Consider the following 21,463-nt stretch of genomic DNA (forward strand, 5'->3'; position numbering starts at 1 on the left):
TTACTGTCCGTCGGCCCCAAATCCCGTCCTGGCGTTCGGGGCGTCATCGCTCCAGCCTATGCGAGCTTGATCTTGCCGTTCACGCCGGGCGAGTCCTAATACCCGACGGCGCCACCGCCATACCAATATTGCTTCGGGGCTTCGGCGAGCGGGGCGCCGGTCCGGAGCCGCTTGACGCGGTCGGGGGTTGGCGAGGAAGGGGCGGCCGAAGCTGAACAGATCGGCTTTGCCGTTCGCAAGCGTCTTCTCGGCGAGATCGAGCGTGTACCGGTTGTTGGCGATATACGCGCCGGCAAAGCGCTTGCGCAGTTGCTGGAAGTCGACGCCGTCCGGCACGTCGCGCGTATGCTGCGTGACGCCTTCGATATCGTGGATGTACAACAGGCCGATCTCGCACAGTGCGTCGACGAAGGCATCGAAGGTGCGCCCGACCTGGCTATCGAGCGGCGTCTTGCCGGGCTCGGTCGTTGCCGGTGGTATGCGGATGCCGACGCGGTTTGCGCCCCAGACTTCGACCACCGAGCGGACCACGTCGAGCGGGAACCGCTGACGGTTCTCGATCGCGCCGCCATAGTCGTCGGTCCGCTGGATGGTGCTGTCGCGGATGTACTGCTCGGGCAGATAGTTGTTCGCGACGTGGACCTCGACGCCATCGAATCCGGCGGACTTCACCTGTTCGGCGGCATGCCGGTAATCCTCGACGATCGCGGGAATCTCGTCCGTCTCCAGCGCACGCGGCGTGACGAAATCCTTCATCCCGTCGTTTGTGAACGCCTATCCGTCCGCAGCGATCGCGGACGGCGCGACGGGCAGCGCACCGCCATGCAGATCGGGGTACGAGATGCAGCCGGTGTGCCATAGCTGGAGAAAGATCCTGCCGCCACGTCGGTGCACAGCATCGACGATCGGCGTCCACGCGCCGACCTGCGCGTCCGACTAGATCCCAGGCGTCATGGCGTAGCCACGTGCCTGCGCGGAGATGTTCGTCGCCTCGGTGATGATGAGGCCGGCGTCCGCGCGCTGCGTGTGAGAGGCGCCATGACGATACGGTTTTGCAGGTGCAAATCGCCGACCGTAACGGGCTGCAGGACGGGGCTGGGGGGAGGCCGGACATGGCTATATCTTCCGGTGAGAAAACGAGAATGCGGGGGCGTAACGCTCGAGCGGCGGCTCGATCCCAAGGTAATACCGAAGTGTTGGCCGATCCCGGCATCGCGGGGCCACTCGCGCGTATCCAGTTCGGGCACGCCGCTGTTGCGGTTGGCATAAGCGGCTAGGAACATCGGACTGCGCAGCCAGCGCTGCCAGAACGCATCGATATGCTTATAGCGCTCGTCGAGCGGCATCGCGTTGACCACGAACTTCGAAAACGCGATCACGGTCGCCAGCGTGATGTCCGAGAAGATGGGGGCGTCGCCCCCGAGCAGCCAGTCGCGACCATCGGCCAGATGTCAGTCGATCAGCGCGATATGCGCCAGCGCTTCCTTGCGGCAATGCTCGCCCCATGCGGCGTTGGCGGTCAGTTCGAGCTTCGGAGTTTCCCCCCCAAGGATTCATCTTGAGATGCTTCCACTGCCGCTGCTCGCCGACCGGTGCCATGTCACAGACTGCTCGTCGAAGCGGTCCGCGATCCGCTTTTCATGGAGGAAGATGCGCAGGCGCTGCGGATTGGGGAAGGCGGCGGGCGAGGTGAACAGTCGAAGCTTCGCGGTCGATGGCGGCGTCAGGGTCGTCATGGTGCATCCCTACCGAGTGACCGGTAGCCTGGTGAATGCGAGCTTGCCTCGGGAGCGTCCAGGTCCCTCTACCAGTTGGTCGGTTCCATGATGGACGATGCGTTTGGGGACTTCGAACTCCAGGGAAGCGGTGCTTGCCGCGGCGAAGCGCAGCGCGATGGGGCGCGGCTATGACGGCTTCGACTTTCGCGATATCGCCGCCGAGGTCGGGATCAACGCGCCGAGCATCTATCATCATTTCCCAACCAAGGCCGATCTTGGTGCGGCGGTGGTGCGGCGCTATTGGGAGAATGCGGTCGCGCAACTGGCGGCGATTTCGAACGCGGAGCTTGATCCGCTCGCGGCGCTGCGCCGCTATCCCGACATCTTCCGCCAATCGCTATCGAACGACAACCGCGTCTGCCGGTTGAGCTTCATGGCGGCGGAACATGACGATCTTCCGGAGCCGGTGAAGGCCGAGGTTCAAGGCTTTGCCGGCGTCAACGTGACCTGGCTCGGCACGCTGCTCGTCACTGCCGACGTCGTCGGCCCCGACGAAAGCGAGAACAGGGCACGTGCCATCTATGCGGCCGTCACGGGCGCGCAGCTTTTCGCAAGGGATTGCGCCCATATCGCGCTGTTCGACACGATGATCGATAGCTACCGCAAGGCCGGGCTCTTGCCGGGGTAAGCCCCTGCCGCTGCGACGCGCTCAGCGTTCCGGCTTCAAGCCGGGAATACTCCGGTGGATTAGACCCCTTGGCGAGGCTCGAACGCGGACCTGGCGTCAGCGGCGAGGCCGATCTCGGCATAGGCCAGTATGCGACCGCTGACATGACGGTTGCATAATGGGGTAGGGCGGGCATCCCAATACGAGAACCCTTCGCACGAGCGTCACCTACCGAATTTGGGCGGCGCTGACGGCCGGTGCCGGAAGGTAACGATCGAGAAATTGCTGGTGCATTGGCATGCCGGCGACCGCGTCCGCGATGGTGCTGCGGATGTTGGTCAACACGCCGGCGAGCTGCGCGCCACCCATGATGCTGCCCAAGCGGTGGTGATCGCGCGGAGCAAGCCGCTGGCCGAGCATCACCTGCACCCAGCTGGCCACCCGAAACAGGTCCTCGCCACCCTGATAGGCCTGCGCGGCCTCAGCGAACAGCGCGATGCGCTCGACCAGCGTGGCGGGGATCGGCATATCCCGGCGCGCCGCCCAGAAGGGCTCGGTCCGTTCGTTCAGGTGATAATGGAGGACGATGAAGTCGCGCACCCGCTCCAGCTCGGCCTGCGCCTGCTCGTTGAACCGCGTCACCGCCGCGGGCGCGATACCGCCGAACGGAAACGCCTGCATCAGCCGGGTGACGCCGGTCATGACGAGGTGGATGCTGGTCGATTCGAGCGGCTCGACGAACCCGCTGGCGAGGCTGAGCGCGACGCAGTTCCCCATCCACACCTGCCGCCGGCGACCGGTGCGGAAACGGATCAGCCGCGGTTCGGTCAGCGGCGCACCGTCGATCGCGCTGAGCAGCCTCGCATGCGCTTCATCGTCGGACAGGTGGTCGCTGGCATAGACCAGCCCGTTGCCCACGCGGTGCTGCAACGGGATCCGCCAGCGCCAGCCTGCGTCATGCGCGATCGCGCGGGTGTAGGGATGCGCGGGGCCGGTCGCCGCGCTTTGCACGGCCAGCGCGCTGTTGGTGGGCAGCCAGTGCGACCAGTCCTCATACCCGGCGGCATAGGTGCCCTCGATCAGCAGCCCGCGAAACCCGGTGCAGTCGATGAACAGATCGCCTTCAACCCGCTCGCCCGAGTCGAGGACGAGCGCGCGTATGAATCCGGTTTCGCCGTCGCGATCGACGCTGGCGATGCGGCCCTCGATCCGCTTCAGCCCGTTGGCCTCGCTACGCGCGCGTAGGAAGCGGGCATAAAGTCCTGCATCGAGGTGATAGGCGTAGTGGATCTCGCCTTCGGACGGCAAGGCGAACCGCTCCGCCTTGGCCGCCTGAAGCTCCAGGCAATAGTCGCCGATCTCGCTCGGATCGCCCGCGGCCTTGGCGGCAAGCCAGAAATGGTGGAAATCGCCCATCCACGTTGATTTGCCGAGGTCGCCGAACGAATGGATGTAGCGATCGCCGTCGCGCGCCCAGTTCTCGAACGAAATGCCGAGCTTGAACGTGGCTTGCGTCTCGCGCATGAATTTGCGCTCGTCGAGGCCCAGGATCGCGTGGAAGGACCGCATCGTCGGGATCGTCGCTTCGCCGACTCCGATCGTGCCGATCTCGTCGGATTCGACCAGCGTGATGTCGAGCAACTGCCCCAATTGTCGCGACAGCGCGGCGGCGGCGAGCCAGCCCGCGGTGCCGCCGCCGGCGATGACCACTTTCTTGACGCGCTGCTCGGTCATGATCCGCTCCTATCGATTGATGCGCTGGAGGATTTTGCCGCGCAACCGCCGCGCCGACATCGCATCCAGCGGCGCGAGCTCGCCTTGTGCAAGCTCGGGCAGGTGCGCTCGGGCTTGGTCCGCGGGACCGAAGACATAATGGTCGAACATCGCGCGCCACGCCTGCTTCTCGTGATCGGGCCGGTCGCGCAGCGACAACAGGCCGTGGAGCAGCGTGTTCATCGGCGTATCCATGAACCGCGGCACCGCGTTCCACCAATAGTTGATCATCACGTTGAACGCGTCGAGCGCCTCGACATTGTGCCACCACAAGGCCGGGTAGAGCAGCACGTCGCCCGGCTCGAGTTCGGCGACCTCGGCGTGCGCCAGCGCCTCGGCGAAGCGCGGGTAGCGGTCGAAATCGGGAGCGCGGAGGTCGACCATGCTGACGACCTGTCCGCCGGGCGTCGGCTCCAGCGGTCCGGGATAGAGGTTGGCAACCTGCTCCGGCGGGAACAGCGTGAAGCGCCGCCGGCCGACGATGCAGCATGCTAGGTTGTTCGACATGTCGTAATGTGTCGAGGCGATGGTCCGATTGCCGATCCAGATGCTGACCAGCGGTGGGTGCTCGGCGAGCTGCGGATCGCCGAACGGCAACGCCGCCTCCGCGCGAAGGCCCGGCAGATACAGATCGATGTCGGTCGAGCCGATATAGATGGCGGGCGCGTCCGGATTGCCGAGGTCGGCGAGGATCTGATCAAGATAGCCGGACAGCGACCCGCTCTCCCGCTTGAAGTTCAGCGCCGCGCAATCGTCGGCATAGGCGAAGCGGCCGCCGATCGCCGGATCGCCCAGATACGCCGTGACAGGACGCCCCCCGTCGAACTGTTTGAGCCACGTCATCGCCGGCATTGCGCCTTCCAGCCCGACGGCAACCAGCGGCAGGTCGCGCGCGATCCCGCGCAGGATCACCGGGCGGCCGTCGGCGATGAGATCGGCAATGGGCACGCTGGCCGCGTCCTCGCCTTCGATCACACGCGTACGGCGCGTGCTACCCGACACCGCGCTCAACCGAACTGGTTCAGCAGCGGCTGCTTGCGGGCAATCAACTGCTGGATATTGCCGAGCGACGCTGCGGCGAGGATGGCGAGACGCAGCACGCCCGAGGCATGCAGCCGCTCGAGCGGGTCGCCCGTCAGCGCGGCCATCTGCTCTATGTCGACGACGAGCACGTCGGGAATCGTGTAGCGACGCTCTTCGCTTACATCGACGGTCAGCGTCGCCGGCGTCAGGAGGCCTGCTTCGTCGAGTGCGGCATAGGCGGCCGGCGCGGTGTTCATCCCCTCGTACAGCAGGCGCAACACGCCCGTGACATGATCGAGGTACGGCGTGTTGCCGCCATGTTCGAGGAAGAGCGGCAGGCCAGCATCCTCGCCGACGCGCAGGTCGTCAAGATCCACCTGCAGCATCGGCTCGTCGATCGCATCGCCGGGCGCGCGGACGATCCCGATCGAGAAGGGGCCGCGCTGATGACTGGCGGGCACATAACGGCTCGTCCAATGGTCGTCGGCGAGAAAGAGGTTCTCGTCGCGGTCCAGGCCGAGCAGCGCATAGGCCTGCATGCCCTCGTCGCGACGACGGAAGACGATGGCGAACTCGCGCTGCACCTGCTCGAACTCGGCGGGAAAAATCAGCGCCTGATTGGCGGCGTCGCCGAACGCGGCCCCCGCGCGGGGGGTGATACGCAATTCGGCATGGTCGATATTGTTGAGCTGTACGAGGTTCATCCGCTCCGGTTCCGCTTTTCCATAAGGTCTATCAGCGCGATGGCGACCGACAAAAGAAAAAGGCCGCTGCAGCTCGTTGCGGCGGCCTTTCTTCCTAGCCGGAAGTGGACCGAAATCCACGCCTGCAGGCATCAAAAGCGGTAGCGCGCACCGAGATAGAAGCGTGGCTTAAGCTCCTGCACATACACCAGGTTGGTCTCGGTCCGGCCATATTGACGGAATGGCTCGCTCGTCAAATTGACGGCTTCGAGCGACACCGAAAAGGCCGGTGTGACGTCGTAGCTGATGCTGCCGTCCAGCGTACCGAACGCCGCGGTGAACAGTGGGTTGCGGTTGTCGCCCTGGTTGGTGGCCGCCAGATACTTGTCGCGCCAGTTGTACGAGACGCGCGCCGAGATACCCCCCTTGTCGTAGATCGCAGTCAGGTTGGCGCTGTCGCCAAGCCCGGTAAGAGCGAAGATATTGACGTTCGGATCGGCATAGGGATCAACATTCACGTCACCGCTGACCTTGGTGTACGAGACCGCAAAACCGAAGCCGGATTGCCCGAAGAAATTGGTCCAGGCGACTTCGAACCCGTGGATGTTGGCGTCGCGGTTATTGATCGGCTCGCTGATCGCGAAGTTGACGAGCGGATCCTGAGCATCGCCGACCAGGTTAACGGCCAGCGCAAGATCGGTGTAGAACGTACCGCGAAATTTGCCCGTGGCGGCGTCAAACCCGTTCTGGAACGCCGCGGTCGCCGCCGCCTGGTTTCCGGCATTCTGCTGCAACAGCGCGGTGTAGGCGAACAGGTTTTCGTCGGTGGTGGCGATATTGTTAGTCCTGAGATAGTCCAGCGCCGTGCCGGACCGCGTTCCGGGCGCACCCGAACCGGGATCGCGCAATCCGAAGAGGTTGCCGTTGCTTACCTGATTGCCGACGAAGTTGCGCACGTTCTTGTTGAAGAACCCGACCGACACGAAGCTCGTCGGCTTGTAATACCACTCGACCGACACGTCGAAATTGTCCGAAACCAGCGGCAACAATGCCGGGTTCTGCCGGTTTGCCGGTGCTGATCCTGAGCCCAGCGCGGTTGGACGGGTTGGTGCGTTGGCCGTGACGGACGCGAACAGGCTGCCATAATCCGCGCGCGCCAGCGTCCGGCTAAACGACGTACGCGCAACCACGTTGTCGAGCACTTCGATATTGAAGTCGAGCGATGGCAGCAGATTGTCATATTTCGACTTGACGTTCACTGCGCCGCCCGCCGCGCCGCCGAGGACGGCAAAGTCATTATCCGACTGCCATTCCAAGGCCGACGGGATCGTCTGGAGAGCCAGCGAGTTCACCCGTGTCTGCTCGTAGCGGACGCCGATCAGAGCATTGGCCGTGCGTCCGCCGATGTCGCCGTGCCAGGCCATCTGACCATAGATCGCCCACGTCTTCTCCCCCACCGTGTTGTCCGACGATGCCCGCTCCACTTTGTTGCGACCAGGAACGTTCTCATAAAATGGCGAGAAGATGTCGAGCAGATCGACCGCGTCGCCCCGGAATGCGACCAGCGCCGACCCGGTCGAGTTGGGGTTGTACTTGTCGAACTTGCAGGTCAGGCAATAGGTGCTGACAAGGTCGCCCGCGAGCCGGTCGACAATACCGGTATCCGTGATGCCCCAGTCGCCGAGAAGCTGTTCCGTGTTCGAGCTCGTCGAGTGGATCTTGGCGTCGACATAGTTGCCGCCCACGACGAACCGGCTTTCGTTGCCCAGATCCCAGCCCAGTTCCGCGTTGTACTGGTTGATCCTCGATTCCTGTCTCGAGAAGATCTCCCGCGCGATCTGCGTACCCACGTCGCCGATGTCCAGCACGTTGTTGCAGTTGCCGCCACGGCCACCGTTGGTCGCGTTGCAATCGTTCAGAGTCTCCGACTGTTGCGGGAAGCCATTGGAGAAATCGACCTTATGCGTCGCGCGCACGGGGGCACCGATCGATATCGTCGTTGCCGACGTTCCGTTCGCATTGTCAGGATCGGTCGTGGATTTGGAGTGGTTCGCATCGAGCTTCAGCGACAGCGCATCCGTGAAGTTCCACTTCAAATTGCCGCCGACCGAGTATAGCTCGGTCTTCGTTGCGAAACGCTGCTGCTCGTACCCCTTGTCCGCCTGCTTGGCCTCGGCGAGGATGATCGCGGACTGCATCTGCTTGTTGTCGTCGAACGTGATGTCGCTGAACGGCCGCTGAAACCAGTTGGTCTGCTCGCTGCGCTCGTCGCTCAGCTTGTTGCGGGCATACAGGCCGTCGATCGTGATCTCCAGCCGATCCGTTGGCTTGAACTGGATGTTCGCCTGACCGTTGAGACGCTCGCGTCGGTTCTCGGAAAACTGGTAGCGGCTATCGTTCGGGATCTGGACGTACGCCGTCGTGGGACGGTTCGTGATGTTTGTGGTCGGGCTGATATACGTCGTCGTATTCAGGAAATTGTTGAGGGAAACGATGTTCCAATAATTCGGATTGGACTGAACCGACGCCGACTCGCGAAGCTGATAACTGCCGAACAGATTGACCCCGAAGGTTTCGCTCGGGTTCTTCCAGTTGATGAGACCCGAAAGCTCGGGCGTGACCTTTTTGAGATTGGCCTCAGCCTTCTCCACCGAGCTGTCGTACAGCGCCTTGGCGCCGATCGAACCCGACAGGCCGTCTTCGCGTGCGTCGAGCGGGTGGCGCGTGACGACGTTGATCGCAGCGCCGATGCCGCCCGACGGGATGTTGGCGCGGCCGGTTTTGTAGACCTCGAGCGTGGCGACGCCTTCGGACGCGAGATTCTGAAAGTCGAAGGAGCGGCCGGTACCGACCGCGAAGGCGTTGCCGGTGCTGGTATCGATGCTCGTCGATGCGAGCTGCCGACCGTTCAGCGTCACGAGGTTGAAGCCCCCGCTGAACCCGCGCACCGCGACCTGCGAGCCTTCGCCGTTGGCGCGGGTGATCGATACGCCAGTGATCCGCTGCAGCGATTCCGCCAGGTTGGTGTCGGGGAACTTGCCGATATCTTCCGCTGAGATGGCGTCGACGACGCCCGCGGAATTGCGCTTGATGTCGATTGCGCGGTCGAGGCTGGCGCGGATGCCGGTGACGACGATATCTTCGGTCGTCCCGGCCGTGCCGTCACCCAGGGGCGCCGTCGCAGGCGCCGAGTCTGGCCGCGTCTGCTGGACGGTCTGGGGCGCGGTGGTGGTTTGAGTGCCCTGATCGGTCTGAGCGGTGCCCGCCGGCATGGCGCCAGTCTGTGCGGTGGCCGTACCCGACGCTGCCAAGCCAGCAACGACGGCGATCGTCGATACCGAATGCGCGAGCGCGCGCGGAAATTTGATCATAAATCCTCCCCTATCCCGGCCTGCCTGTTCCGGCCGGAGTGCACACGGTCGTTGCCGTGTATGATAGGGCTACCATCTAGCTAGATGATGTCAACACCGGTCACGTAGAGCTAGGCGGTCGACGTAGTTGTATTCCCGCATTCTACCTGGGTAACTTATGTGAATCGGCTTGATTCCAAAGGCGTTACCCTTTCGAAACCCAAGAGACTCACCAGCGGAAAGAAATGGTATACCAATGTCGGGAGGAGATTATTTGCCCTGTGTGGTATATTGGGCACGACTTTGTTGCGGCAGCGGTCCATCATCCATCAGAGCAATAATCAAGTCGATATTGATTTAAATTAAAGTAGTGGAAGGGGCAGCTATCGGGCGTTGAAAGGCCTATTGACACTGTCGGATGGCGTTAGCCTGTTCATAGCCAGGATACCCGGCACGGCCGCTGTCGATATCGTTTACGTCATTGAAATGCCCAATCTGTAATCCAGCGTGCGGGTATCAAATATCACAATGATAGCGATACCTCGATGGCGGCCAGAGGTGCTGGCGAACCAGGGATGTCGCGTCAGCCAAGCGGAGCATGCCGTCCGTCGCGTGGCATTGCGTCAAGGAGGGCCGAGATCACCAGAGGCAAACCGAGCCGGTATCAACAGTTTGCGGCGCGTCGCGACATGGTGAAGCAACAGACCGATCGCGCATGGTAAGATCACCGTTCGCAACACGGTGGGCTGCCCAAAGACTGGCGCGCACCGGGATATGCCTTGGCTGCAGCTTCATGGCGAATGTGCAACCGCGAACGATCCCGGCCGCCGACGCATTCGGCATGGCGTTCTGGCTAATAGATATCCCGGCGATAGCGCCCTGTTTCAGCCATCGCTTCCAATCGCGCATCGCCAAGAATGACGCGCAACGTGGCGTCGACCGCACTCGCCATCCCGGCGAGGCTGCCGCATACGTACAGAACGGCGCCGCGAGCCACCCAGTCGACAATCTCGTCGGCGGCATCGGCAGCGAGATGCTGGACGTAGCGACCGCAATCCGCGTCGCGCGAGAAGGCGCGATCGACCCGCGCCAATGTCCCGTCGCTGACGAGCGCCGCCAATTCCGTCGCGTAGGGTCGGTCGTGCGCACGCGATCGCTCGCCATATAGCAGCCATGCGGGCGCACCGCCGCGGGCCGCGCGATCACGCAGGTGCGCCATTAGCCCGGCCAGTCCGGTGCCGTTACCTATCAAGATGATGGGCGCGGCGGGATCGGCGTTCGCAAATCCCGGATTCTCACGGAGCCGCATCAAGACCGTCCCGCCGATCGGTGCGACATGCGTCAGCCAGCCGGAGCCGATCCCGAGCGCGCCATCTGACGCGGCGCAGGCGCGGACCAGAAGTTCCACCGTGCCCGACGTCGCGATCGAGGCGATCGAATAGTCGCGGTGCGCGAGCGCCTGGAACGGGGCCTCGCTGCCGTCGACGTCGCGGACGTCGGGCAGCATCTTGTCCATCAGCGTTTCGCGCAATCCAGGCTCGTCGGATCGTCCGACGCCCACCAACCATCGGTCGACGCGGGCTGGATCGTGACGCGGCAATACCTCGGCGATCGCGCCGGGCGTCCAGTCGGCCGGTGCATCCGGAATCAGCACGATCCGGTAGACCGCCCCGCCCGGGCTGCCGGGATTGACGTGGTCGCGCGCCACCAGCGTCCACGGGGCATAGGCTGGGCGTTGCCAGTCGGGCTGGATCGCGGCGCCGGCGATCGCCGACAGCTGTTGTTGCCAATGCCGCTCGGCATCGATGTCCGCATCGTCGCGATCGACCCGGTCGAACAGCCGCCGTCCACCACTGGCATGCAGCCACGCATCGACGCGATGCCCGAACGCGCAGAAATCGGGATATTCGCGATCACCGAGCGCAAGTACCGCATAGTCCAGCGTGCCAACATCGATCGGGGCCGCCATCATCGTCGCCGCGAACTTGCGGGCGCGATCGGGGGCGTCGCCCTCGCCATAGGTCGCGACGACGAACAGCGCGCGGGCGGCGGCGCGCAGGCTATCCTGGTCCAGCGTCGCCAGCGCGCGAACGCTCGCGCCGGGGAAGGCCGCAGCGCTTAACCGAGCGATCCGTTCGGCGTTGCCGGTCTGCGAGGCGTAGACCACGAGCATGTCGCTGCCTGACGTGCCGGTCGATGGGATCGTCGACGCCGATACTGCCTTCAGCGCGCGCTTCGACCGCCGCCGTGCGAGATACAGCAGCAGGCCGGTGACGGCGAACACCGGCATAGTGAGGCTGCTCGCGAACAGCAGGATGCGGCCGACGAGGCCGAAAAAGGCGCCCGTATGCAGCGCATAGAAATTCGCCGCTATCGTCGCGCCCGATCCGCGCTTCGCGTAGCGGTCGGCTTTCACGAGCGCGCCTGTCGTCGCATCGAAGCGCAGGTCGTCGGTCATCCGATCGAACCGCGCGCCGCGTGGCAGCACGCGCATGACGACGGGCTTGTCGCCGCTCGGAACCGTGATCGCAACCCAGGCGAAGTGCGACCCTTCGCTAGCCGTGAACCGGGCCCATGCCGGCGCCAATACCGGCGCGGGTGCGGGAGGGGTGACGGACGGCTCGCCGCGGCGCTCGTCGCCTTTGGCGGCCTTGCCCGTCAGCACATAGGTCGCACCGCGCTTATACCAGTCATACGACCAGGTCAGACCGGTCAGCGCGCTGAGCAGGTAGAAGACGACCAGCCAGCCGCCGATCACCGCGTGCAGCGTGCGATACAGGTTGCGCCCGGTCTTGCGCAGGTCGAGCACGAGCCAGGATCGCCAGTCGAGCGCGCGCCGCGGCCAGCGCAGATACAGCCCCGACAGCGCGAAGAAGATCAGCGACAGCGCCGCGAACCCGGTGATCTGTCGGCCGATGCCGTTGGGTCCGCCGGGCAGCGCGAGCCAGCGGTGCAGGTCCATGACCGTGCGGAAGACTGTCTCGCCGGTCGCCGGGCCGAGCAGCACGCCTGTGCGCGGATCGACGAACAGGTGCGGTCCACGACGGACGCCCTTCGGCGGCGCGAACGTCACCTCGGCCGCCCGCGTCGGATCGCGATCGATCACGAGCTGCGTCACGCGTGCACCGTCCCGCTGGTCCGAAGCGGCGGCGATGATCTGGTCTGGCGACAGGCGGGGGAGCGGCGAGGGGGACAGCGTGACGACGCCAGGGCTGAGCGCCGCCATGATCTCGTCCTCGAAGCTCATCATCGCGCCCGTGACGCCCATCAGCACGAGCACGAACCCCGCGGTGATGCCGAGGAACCAGTGGATCTGGAACAGAATGCGGCGAGTCATCGTGCGCCCACCGCCCCGTCAAGGGCGGCATAGAGCAGGCGGACGCCTGCCGGCGCTACCGGCGAGGCGCGGCCGAAACCGAGCGCAACAACCGCGACGCTTGTCGTCACAGTCGGAAACTCATCGTGCCGATCGCCCGCCGCGGATCGCCGATCGCTACGCCGTAGACGTTGACCGCGGACGTGTAATAGGTCCGGTCGAAGACGTTCTTCAGATTGAACTGGAACGTCACCGCTTTTCCCGCCAGCACCGTGTCATAGGTCACGAACGCGTCGGCGACGGTGTAACCCGGCAACCGGAAGCTGTTGGCGCTGTCGCCCGGCCGCTGCGCGACATAGCGCGCACCGCCACCCAGACGCAGGTTGTCGTCGCCGGCGATCGGGCCGACTGCGTAGGCGGCCGACAGCGATGCGGTATGCGGTGCGACGTTGGCGAGTTGCTTGCCTGCGAAGACCGGGTCCTCGGTGGTGCGGGCGTGCGTATGGGCATAGCTGCCGATCACGCTCAGCGTCCTGGTGATCCGTCCCGACACGTCGAACTCGACGCCGCGCGAGATCGCTCGGCCCGCGGCCCGATACTCGGTCAGGCCCGTGGCCGTGTTGAACTGCGACACGAGCACATTGCGCTTGTCGATGTCGTACAGCGCCAGCGTCGCGGTGATCCGGTCGGGGATGTCGAGCTTGGCGCCGACTTCGAACGAGCGCCCGCGTTCGGGGGCGAACCCGGATCCGATCGTGACGCCGCTGGCGAGCGGTGCGATCGTCGACGTCGGCTTGAGCGAACGCGTATAGCTCGCATAGAGCGAAACGACGTCCGCGGCTTTCCAGACGAGCCCGGCCTGCGGCACGAATTCCCATGCGGTGAGGTCGGTGTTGGCGACGAACGGGCGGCCGCGTCCGGCGCGCTGGTCGAAGCCGACCAGACGTCCGCCGGCGCTGACGATCCAGCGGTCGCCGAGAGGAATCGAATCCTGTGCGAACAGCGAGTAGTTGTAGAGGCGGTCGGTCTGATCGCTGTCGCTGGCCGAGACCGCCGAGGGGAATGCCTCCAGTCCGTACACCGGGTTCCCATAGCTGAACGTCGAGCGGACGGGCTGGCGGATCAGGTCGCGGCGGTAATAGCGCCGGTATTCGCCCTCAATTCCGACGATCACCTGGTGGTCGAGACCCAGCATCCTGAACGCCCCATCGACATAGGCCTGGGCATAGGCGTCCGTGCCGAGCGATCCGAGCGTGGCATCGTTGCTGCGCGTGAGAGTGCCCCGCGCGACGTTGACGCCGGACACGCGGAGCTGGCCTGCGTCGTAGGTCTCGCTGTTGTAGCTTGCGGCCAAGTGCGCGGCCCAGCCGCCGCCGAGCTGGTGATCCACCGCGAGTTGCACGAGGTGGCTCGACCCAGCCATCCTGTTGTTCAGATCGTCGAGCCGCTGCCGGCGTGATATGGCAAGCGGCGTCAGCGTGCGCGGATCGAGCGCGGTGCCGCGATCGAACGGATAGTCGAATTTCCGGTATTCGTACCAGAGCACCGCCTGCGTACGCGGCCCGTACCAGGCGAGCGACGGCGCGATCAGTGTATCCCGGCGCTCGCCGAAATTGCGCCAATAGTCTTCGTCCTGATGATCGACGACGAGGCGCGCGGCGAAATTCCCGCCGAGCGATCCGGTCAGGTCGGCCATGCCCTCCAGCCCCGACCGGCCGGCGGCATAGCTCGATCCGGTCAGCGCGACGGTGAGATGCGTATCGAGCAGCGGTTTCTTGCTGACGACGTTGATGACTCCGCCCGGATCCATGATCCCGTAAAGAAGCGAGGAGGGGCCCTTGAGCACCTCGACGCTTTGCGTAGCGGCATTGAACGCGCGGCCCTGTACCACCGGCGTGCCGTTGTGCATGACGGAACCGTCGCGGTTGCCGCCGAAGCCGCGCTTGAGCACCGTGTCCTGCGTCCCGGCCAGCGTGTTGCCCTGCGTGATCCCGCTGACGTTGGTCAGGACATCGTCGAGATAGCGCGGGCGCTGATCGCGGATAACCTGCGCGGGCACGACGTTTACCGACTGCGGTGTATCGAGCGGTGACGCCGCGGACCGCAGCGTCGATGCGTCGGGCGCTGGCTTGTATCGATCGTCCGCCTCGCTGGGGGTGGGCGATGCGCGGGCGGTAACGACGATCTCCTGATCGCGCCCGCCATGCGACGGGGGTGTCTGCGCGGCAACGCTGTACGGTATCGCGAGCCCCGCCACGGCAATCAGGCAAGTTGAAGTGAGACGCACGAAAAAATTCCCCTGACAGCGCTTCGCACCTACGGAATTTGAGAAGGGTTCGCAATAGCAATAACTCCGCGGTGCCGGCGCCGCGTATCGTTGTTTGCGCGACACGATAATATGCCGCGTAATGGGACTGTCTCCGTTCGTTCGCCGCAATGACGCGGAGTCCACCTAGTGGCCCCCTCAGTGGCAGCGTCGCCGCCGGGGACAGTTTCAATGCGTATGGTCAAGGGTCTGTTGTTGGCCTCGGGTTCGCTCATCCTGGTCTCGAGCACGACCGGTGCACAGGCGCAGGAGCGTCCCGCTGTCGCGCCACCCGCCGAGTCCGCCGCGTCGCAGACCGACGAGACTGGCGAGATCGTCGTCACGGGCAGCTACGCCCGCAGCCTGCGCGCCGCGACCGAGACCAAGCGTCTCGCGGCGTACGGCGTCGACTCGATCAGCTCGACCGACATCGGCAAGTTCCCGACGCAGAACGTCGCCGAGGCGCTGCAGATGGTCCCCGGCGTGACGATCACGCGGCCGCGCGGCGAGGGCCTGTATGTCAGCGTGCGCGGGCTGGGGCCGCAGTTCCAGACCACCTTGCTCAACGGCAGCCCGGTCGCGCTGAACGACCTGATCGAGAATGGCGGCGCGAACGGTCGCCAGTTCCGGTTCGAGATGCTGCCCGCCGAGTTCACCTCGAGCATCGACGTCGTCAAGACGCCGACCGCGAACATGACCGAGGGCGCGCTGGGCGGCAATATCGACGTCAAGACGTTCCACCCGCTTGACGTCGGCAACAAGACGACGCTCAACCTGCGCGGCACCTATACGAGCCAGACCGACAAGGTGAAGCCGAACGCGACGGTCATCACCAGCGCGACCAACGCCAGCGGCACGTTCGGCATCCTGGCGGGCGCGCAATATTGGCAGAAGGCGGTCCGCAACGATCGCTTCCTCAACTTCGGGTGGAACCTCGACAAGTTCACCGCCCCCGCCTCGGGCGGTCTCGCCGCCGGCCTCTACACGCCGACGCGCACGCGGCCGACGATCGAGACGGAGGATCGCAAGCGCATCTCGGGCATGGTGTCCGCGCAGTGGAAGCCGAATGCCGAGTTCGAGACGACGCTCGACATTCTCGCGACCCGGCTCGACGTCGCCTATGACGAGTTCGGGCTCGACATCTATCCCGACGATGCGAGCGTCGCGGGGCATCGCCCGGTGATCGTCCCCTCCAGCGTGAAGCTCGACGGCGATACCGTGGTCGCCGCGACGATCAACGACGTGCGTTTCATGGCGTCGCGCGAATACAGCCTCAACCGCCACGATTTGCTCAATATCGGGCTGCGGCAGACCTGGGATTCGGAGGTCTGGCATGCGTCGGGCGCGGTGAACTGGTCGAGCGCGCACAGCTATCACCCGAACTATAACGAGGGCACGGTGCGCAGCCGCGCGATGTTCTTCGCGCCGCTGACCTATGACGGATCGGCTGGGTACAAGACGATCCCGACCTTCACGACGCTGGTCGACGCGACCAATCCCGCCAATTACCAGCTATACCAGTTCAACATCGCGCCGAAGGACAGCAAGGACTGGGACTTCTATACGCGCGCCGACCTGTCGCATGATTTCGACGGGTTCGTCACCAAGCTGGCGGCGGGGGGCGAATATCACTGGCGCAAGCGCGACTATTTCCGCCGCGATTTCAACGTCAACCCGGCCGCCAACACGCCGCTGTCGTCGCTGGGGTCGGGCGCCTACGAACAGCTGCCCTATGACGATTTCCTGAAAGGCGTGGCGGGCAACACGATACGCCAGTTCCTCGTGCCCGTGACGCAGGCCTATCTCGACGCGTTCTTCACGCCTGCGGTCCAGGGATCGCCGCTGACCGCGGGCGACCTCCGCTCGTCGTTCGTCGTGAAGGAGAAGATCTGGGGTGCCTATGCCCGCGCCGATTACGGCTTCGACGTCGGCGCGGTGCCGGTCACGGGCAATATCGGCATGCGCTATGTCCATACCGATCAGGTCGCGAGCGGGACGCTGACGACGGGCAACGTCGCGACGCCGGCCAGCTTTTCCAAGACGTTCAACAACTGGCTGCCGAGCTTCAACCTGCGCGCCGAGCTGACGCACGACGTGGTCGGGCGCCTCGCCGCGAGCCGCGTGCTCACGCGCCCCAACGTCACCGACAGCGCACCCCGGATCACCGTGTCGACCGACGCGCCGACCGCTGGCGGCGGCAACCCGCAGCTGGTGCCGTTCCTGGCGACGCAGTTCGACGGATCGCTCGAATGGTATTTCAACCGCGCGGGCTCGTTGACGGGTGCGGTGTTCTACAAGGCGATGGACGATTACATCACGCAGCAGAACGTCAATATCGACATCCCCGGTCGCGGAACGGTGCTGCTGTCGACGCAGGTGAACGGCGGCGACGCGAAGGTCTACGGCGTCGAGGCGGCGTATAACCAGGTGCTCACCTTCCTGCCCGCGCCGTTCGACGGGCTTGGGCTTCAGGCGTCCTATACGCACACCTCGGTCAAGGCGAGCTACACCGCGGGCGCGCGGCCGATCCGCGACGAACTCATCGGGCTGTCGAAGAACAGCGCCAACGTCACCGGCTTCTACGAGAAGGGGCCAATCTCGACCCGGCTGTCCTATGTGTGGCGCGACCGGTATCTGTCGGGCACCGGCAGCACGACGCAGGCGCCGGTCTATACCGCGCCGTTCGGATCGCTCGACGGCAACATCTCGGTCAAGGCGAGCGACCGCGTGACGGTCAGCCTGGAGGCGATCAACCTGTCGGGCGCGCATCTCTACACCTATAACGACAAGGACGTGCGGTTCGGCGAGATCAACTATTGGGGCCGGACGGTGTTGTTCGGCGTGCGGGCGGAATTCTGATGCGGATCGCACACATCGCGCTGCTCGCCGCGCTGTCGATCGGCGGCTCGACCCAGGCCGCCAAACCCGATCGCGCCCCGGCCCGGATGAACGACGTCCTGGTCGTCGGTTCGCACAACAGCTTCAAGGCCAAGATCCCGGACGCGGTGATGGCCGAGCTCAGGCGGCGCGATCCGAAGACCGCGGCGGCGCTCGATTATTATCATCTGCCGCTGGCCGCGCAGCTCAATTCCGGCGTGCGTCAGCTCGAGATCGACATCTTCGCCGATCCAAAGGGCGGGCGCTATGCGGATCCGAAGGGCGAACGGCTCGCGCAGGCGGCGGGCGAGAAGACCGCGTTCGACCGCGCGGCGATGCTGCGACCAGGGTATAAGGTGTTCCACGTTCCCGACATCGATTACATCTCGACCTGCGTGACGCTGCGGCGGTGCCTCGGCACGGTCGATGCGTGGTCGCGCGCGCATCCGCGGCACCTGCCGATCATGATCACGATCAACGCCGCCGATACGCAGGCCTCGGCGCAGGTCGCGGCACCGTTGCCGCTCGACGATCCCGCATTGCTCGACTCGCTCGACCGTGAGATCCGTCAGGCGATACCGGGGCGGCGGCTGATCGTTCCGGACGAGGTCCGGGGCAGGGCGGCAACGCTGTCCGCCGCGGTCCACGAGTCCGGCTGGCCGACGCTGGAGGCCGCACGAGGGCGGATCTACATCCTGTTCGACGTCCGCTCCGCGGTTTCGAACGCCTATCGTGCGGGGCATCCATCGCTGCGCGGGCGCGCCATGTTCGGCTGGTATCCCGATGGCGAGCCCGAAAGCGCGATCCAGATCGTCCAGGATCCGCTGGTCGACGGCGCCAGGATCCGCGCTTGGGTGAAGGCCGGCGTGATCGTTCGGACCCGGACCGACTCAGGCACCGTCGAAGCGCGTACCCACGACCTGACCAAGGCGAAAGCAGCGGCCGACAGCGGTGCGCAGGCGGTCAGTACCGACTATTATCCGGGTGCGCCTGATCCGCAGGCGTTCGGTTTTGCTGTGACGTTGCCGGGGGGGGCGATGGCACGGTGCAATCCGATCCGGGTTGGGGGACCTTGCTCGGTCAAACCATGACACAGGCCTAGCCGTCGTCGCGTGATCGGGACAGTTTCGCCCGCGAACAAACGTCTTGGTAGGTAAACCTAAGTCTCGGATGCGAGATCCGGTATGCGTCAGGATTGAGTTCGGCCATCCATTGCGTGGCCGCGGCATGATCTAGTCAATTTCGTCGATGATTTGGCGACCGGCGCCCGCATGAGACGGGTGCCGTTGCGCGGGGAAAGCTGCGCGCGATACGTCTCGGGAAACAGGATTGGGGACATGTCAGCTTCGATCGCGGCGAAATATTCCCGGAGACCCAGGCGCAGAAATCGAACAGCGCCTGCGTCAGCGGGCGGTAGGACCGATAGGCTCGAATTGCGGCGCACATCCTTCGGCTGGCCGCAGGGGCATCGCGTTTAGTCCCTGTTATCGTGCCAAGCGCGCGTTGGGGCTGAGAGTTGCTCACCTTGTTACAGAACCTCTCGCGCGACGGCATCATCAGGCATCCGTCATCGTGCCCGAACGTGATGCCGGCTATGGGACGTCGCGTATTGATGCACACTGGAAAGAGTATGAGGTCCGTCATAGTGGTTTGATCATCTTCGATTGAAGGACGGGTGTATGACGGTGGTTTCGGGCGACGTGGTGTCCTCGCACGCGGCTGGCATGGCGGCCGTCCAGTATGACGTGCTGATCGTTGGAGCGGGGCATGGCGGTGCGCAGGCGGCGATCGCGCTGCGTCAAGGCAAGTTCGCGGGCACCATCGCCATGCTGAGCGACGAACCGGAGCTTCCTTATGAGCGGCCGCCTTTATCGAAGGAGTATCTTTCGGGGGAGAAGAGCTTCGCGAGGATTCTAATCCGACAGCCCGATTTTTGGGATGAGCGCCATGTCGTAATGTTGCTCGGCAAGCGGGTGGTGCGCGTCGATGCGGATGCACACCGTGTCGAACTGACCGATGGCTCGACGATGTCCTATGGACGACTGATCTGGGCAACCGGCGGGACGCCGCGGCAGCTTACCTGTGCCGGTCACGATCTTGGGGGTGTCCACAGTGTCCGTACCCGCTCGGATGCCGATCGTATCTTTCGTGAGCTCGACGCCACCCGGAATGTAGTCGTGATTGGCGGCGGCTATATCGGCCTCGAGGCGGCAGCCGTTCTTGCCAAGAAGCTCGATAAGCAGGTGATCGTGCTCGAAGCGCTCGACCGAGTGTTGGCGCGTGTCGCCGGCGAACCGCTGTCACGCTTTTACGAGGCCGAGCACCGTGCCCATGGCGTCGAGGTGCGGGTCAATGCGAGGGTCGACCATATCCTCGGCGAGAATCGTGTGACCGGCGTTCGCATGGTCGATGGCGAGATCCTCCCCGCCGATATGGTGATCGTCGGTATCGGCATCACCCCCGCCGTCGCCCCCCTGCTGGAGGCTGGCGCTGCTGGTGGGGACGGCGTCGAGGTCGACGCCTATTGCCGGACCAGCTTGCCCGACATTTATGCGATCGGCGACTGCGCGCTGCATGCCAACGCGTTTGCCGATCACGCCCTCATCCGGCTGGAATCGGTGCAGAACGCAAATGATCAGGCCAATGTCTCGGCCAAACATATACTCGGAATTGGCGAGCCTTATCGAGCCGTGCCTTGGTTCTGGTCGAACCAGTATGACTTGCGTCTCCAGACCGTGGGGCTCTCAATCGGGTTCGACGACGCGATTTTGCGCGGCGATCCTGCGGCGAGAAGCTTTTCGGTCCTGTATCTGAAGGGCGGCCATGTCATCGCGCTCGACTGCGTCAACGCCACGAAGGATTACGTTCAGGGCAAGGCGCTCGTTACAGGCCGCCACGCACCGGACAAGACCAGACTCGCCGATATCAACATCCCGCTGAAGACGATCGCGCTCGATCCAGCCTGAGCGCGTACTTTCAACGTGTCGACCTATTTGCAATCAAAACGTAGGATATCGACTGCGGGTTGGGACAAGGCCTTCCAGGCATGTCGTTAGCATCGGTAGACGGATATCGGCTGCTCAAGCCCGTATCCGAAGACACCGGCGCTCGCTGCGGTTGCTGGGGAACAGACATCGGATGGCTGTGATCTCGATCTGCATAGACCAGCGCGGCCCTGCGCACCGATCCTCAGGCTATCCCGGCTTGCCGCGTACTCCATCCAAGACTCGATCGTCGTGATCTATGTGGTGGCGCAATTTCGTATCTGATGGCCGTGGCTGTGGCACTGCCAGCGCCCAGTAACGGGGAGCGCGGGGCCCTTGGCTGTGCCGCTCAGTGCGTTAGCCAGTCCGCTCGCACGGGTGGACGTGCCGATCGCTTGACGGCAAGCTCGATCGGGAGTGCGAGCCGCGCCATCGTCTCGCTACTGCGACGACCGCGATACTTGCTGCTGCCTGCGATATTCTCGGTCCCGGCGATGCCAATGATGGCGGGCCGATGCCAGCAACGGTGCGGTCTCATGGGACGCCCTGGCACCGGCACTCACTGGTCGACGTATGGCGTCGTCGCGCCGGGCTTGGCGATCGGCGGCGCGGAGAGCGCTGGGGGGCAACTACTCGACGGCGATCGCTACCCCGTTGGCTGCTGGGGTCCGTGGGGCGTCGAAACGCGCGAGCCGGAGAAAATTGCCACAAATATGCAAGAAAGCGTTTGACGGGTTTGTGGAGTGGCCCTAGAGGGGTGTCACCGC

12 protein-coding genes and 1 pseudogene are annotated in these 21,463 nt (G+C 64.5%); 4 read left to right on the forward strand and 9 right to left on the reverse strand.

Going from position 1 to position 21,463, the window contains the following annotated elements:
- The 3 genes and pseudogenes from ASF00_RS14315 to ASF00_RS18735 all read right to left on the reverse strand — a co-directional run bounded on the left by ASF00_RS14315 (window position 1) and on the right by ASF00_RS18735 (window position 1,736).
- A pseudogene (locus tag ASF00_RS14315) lies at window positions 1-894 on the reverse strand (oxidoreductase).
- A gap of 56 nt (window positions 895-950) precedes the next feature.
- Complete coding sequence (locus tag ASF00_RS19080) at window positions 951-1,379, reverse strand: hypothetical protein (protein WP_235525859.1); 429 nt, start codon at window positions 1,377-1,379, stop codon at window positions 951-953.
- Between the two features lie 174 nt (window positions 1,380-1,553).
- Window positions 1,554-1,736 (reverse strand): hypothetical protein, encoded by a 183-nt coding sequence (locus ASF00_RS18735; RefSeq protein ID WP_162233379.1) that lies wholly within the window; start codon window positions 1,734-1,736, stop codon window positions 1,554-1,556.
- A gap of 97 nt (window positions 1,737-1,833) precedes the next feature.
- On the opposite strand from ASF00_RS18735, the gene ASF00_RS14325 reads away from it, so the two are divergent.
- Window positions 1,834-2,406: a TetR/AcrR family transcriptional regulator gene (locus tag ASF00_RS14325; RefSeq protein WP_055880386.1), complete on the forward strand. Its 573-nt coding sequence runs from the start codon at window positions 1,834-1,836 to the stop codon at window positions 2,404-2,406.
- 207 nt (window positions 2,407-2,613) lie between these two features.
- Here the strand turns inward: ASF00_RS14325 and ASF00_RS14330 are convergent, their stop codons facing one another.
- The 6 genes from ASF00_RS14330 to ASF00_RS14355 all read right to left on the reverse strand — a co-directional run bounded on the left by ASF00_RS14330 (window position 2,614) and on the right by ASF00_RS14355 (window position 14,817).
- Window positions 2,614-4,119, reverse strand: coding sequence for a tryptophan halogenase family protein (locus ASF00_RS14330; RefSeq protein WP_055880389.1), 1,506 nt, complete (start codon window positions 4,117-4,119; stop codon window positions 2,614-2,616).
- A 9-nt stretch (window positions 4,120-4,128) separates the two neighbouring features.
- The gene (locus ASF00_RS14335; protein ID WP_327196363.1) at window positions 4,129-5,106 is read right to left on the reverse strand and encodes a cupin-like domain-containing protein; all 978 of its coding nucleotides are present in this window, start codon (window positions 5,104-5,106) and stop codon (window positions 4,129-4,131) included.
- Window positions 5,107-5,165: 59 nt separating this feature from the next.
- The gene (locus tag ASF00_RS14340; RefSeq protein ID WP_055880391.1) at window positions 5,166-5,885 is read right to left on the reverse strand and encodes a SapC family protein; all 720 of its coding nucleotides are present in this window, start codon (window positions 5,883-5,885) and stop codon (window positions 5,166-5,168) included.
- Between the two features lie 131 nt (window positions 5,886-6,016).
- Window positions 6,017-9,235 (reverse strand): TonB-dependent receptor, encoded by a 3,219-nt coding sequence (locus ASF00_RS14345; protein WP_082463448.1) that lies wholly within the window; start codon window positions 9,233-9,235, stop codon window positions 6,017-6,019.
- Between the two features lie 832 nt (window positions 9,236-10,067).
- Window positions 10,068-12,551 (reverse strand): PepSY domain-containing protein, encoded by a 2,484-nt coding sequence (locus ASF00_RS14350; protein WP_055880394.1) that lies wholly within the window; start codon window positions 12,549-12,551, stop codon window positions 10,068-10,070.
- Window positions 12,552-12,657: 106 nt separating this feature from the next.
- Window positions 12,658-14,817 (reverse strand): TonB-dependent siderophore receptor, encoded by a 2,160-nt coding sequence (locus tag ASF00_RS14355; RefSeq protein WP_235525861.1) that lies wholly within the window; start codon window positions 14,815-14,817, stop codon window positions 12,658-12,660.
- 210 nt (window positions 14,818-15,027) lie between these two features.
- Here ASF00_RS14355 and ASF00_RS14360 point away from each other — a divergent pair, with 210 nt between their 5' ends.
- The 3 genes from ASF00_RS14360 (at window position 15,028) to ASF00_RS14370 (ending at window position 20,678) form a co-directional block, all read left to right on the forward strand.
- Window positions 15,028-17,694: a TonB-dependent receptor gene (locus ASF00_RS14360; RefSeq protein ID WP_200910546.1), complete on the forward strand. Its 2,667-nt coding sequence runs from the start codon at window positions 15,028-15,030 to the stop codon at window positions 17,692-17,694.
- Window positions 17,694-18,803, forward strand: coding sequence for a Ca2+-dependent phosphoinositide-specific phospholipase C (locus ASF00_RS14365; protein WP_055880396.1), 1,110 nt, complete (start codon window positions 17,694-17,696; stop codon window positions 18,801-18,803). The genes ASF00_RS14360 and ASF00_RS14365 overlap by 1 nt, the downstream gene beginning before the upstream one ends.
- A 588-nt stretch (window positions 18,804-19,391) precedes the next feature.
- Entirely contained in the window at window positions 19,392-20,678 is a 1,287-nt protein-coding gene (locus ASF00_RS14370) for an NAD(P)/FAD-dependent oxidoreductase (protein ID WP_235525864.1), read from the forward strand.
- Window positions 20,679-21,463: the final 785 nt, after the last annotated feature.

Source organism: Sphingomonas sp. Leaf34, from assembly GCF_001421805.1.
In the GTDB taxonomy this organism is placed as follows: Bacteria; Pseudomonadota; Alphaproteobacteria; order Sphingomonadales; family Sphingomonadaceae; genus Sphingomonas.

Excerpts from the sequence above, each read along its gene's own strand:
- ASF00_RS18735 (WP_162233379.1), bottom strand. The coding sequence starts at position 1,736 with ATGACGACCCTGACGCCGCCATCGACCGCGAAGCTTCGACTGTTCACC.
- ASF00_RS14325 (WP_055880386.1), top strand. The coding sequence starts at position 1,834 with ATGCGTTTGGGGACTTCGAACTCCAGGGAAGCGGTGCTTGCCGCGGCG.
- ASF00_RS14330 (WP_055880389.1), bottom strand. The coding sequence starts at position 4,119 with ATGACCGAGCAGCGCGTCAAGAAAGTGGTCATCGCCGGCGGCGGCACC.
- ASF00_RS14340 (WP_055880391.1), bottom strand. The coding sequence starts at position 5,885 with ATGAACCTCGTACAGCTCAACAATATCGACCATGCCGAATTGCGTATC.
- ASF00_RS14345 (WP_082463448.1), bottom strand. The coding sequence starts at position 9,235 with ATGATCAAATTTCCGCGCGCGCTCGCGCATTCGGTATCGACGATCGCC.
- ASF00_RS14350 (WP_055880394.1), bottom strand. The coding sequence starts at position 12,551 with ATGACTCGCCGCATTCTGTTCCAGATCCACTGGTTCCTCGGCATCACC.
- ASF00_RS14360 (WP_200910546.1), top strand. The coding sequence starts at position 15,028 with ATGCGTATGGTCAAGGGTCTGTTGTTGGCCTCGGGTTCGCTCATCCTG.
- ASF00_RS14365 (WP_055880396.1), top strand. The coding sequence starts at position 17,694 with ATGCGGATCGCACACATCGCGCTGCTCGCCGCGCTGTCGATCGGCGGC.
- ASF00_RS14370 (WP_235525864.1), top strand. The coding sequence starts at position 19,392 with ATGACGGTGGTTTCGGGCGACGTGGTGTCCTCGCACGCGGCTGGCATG.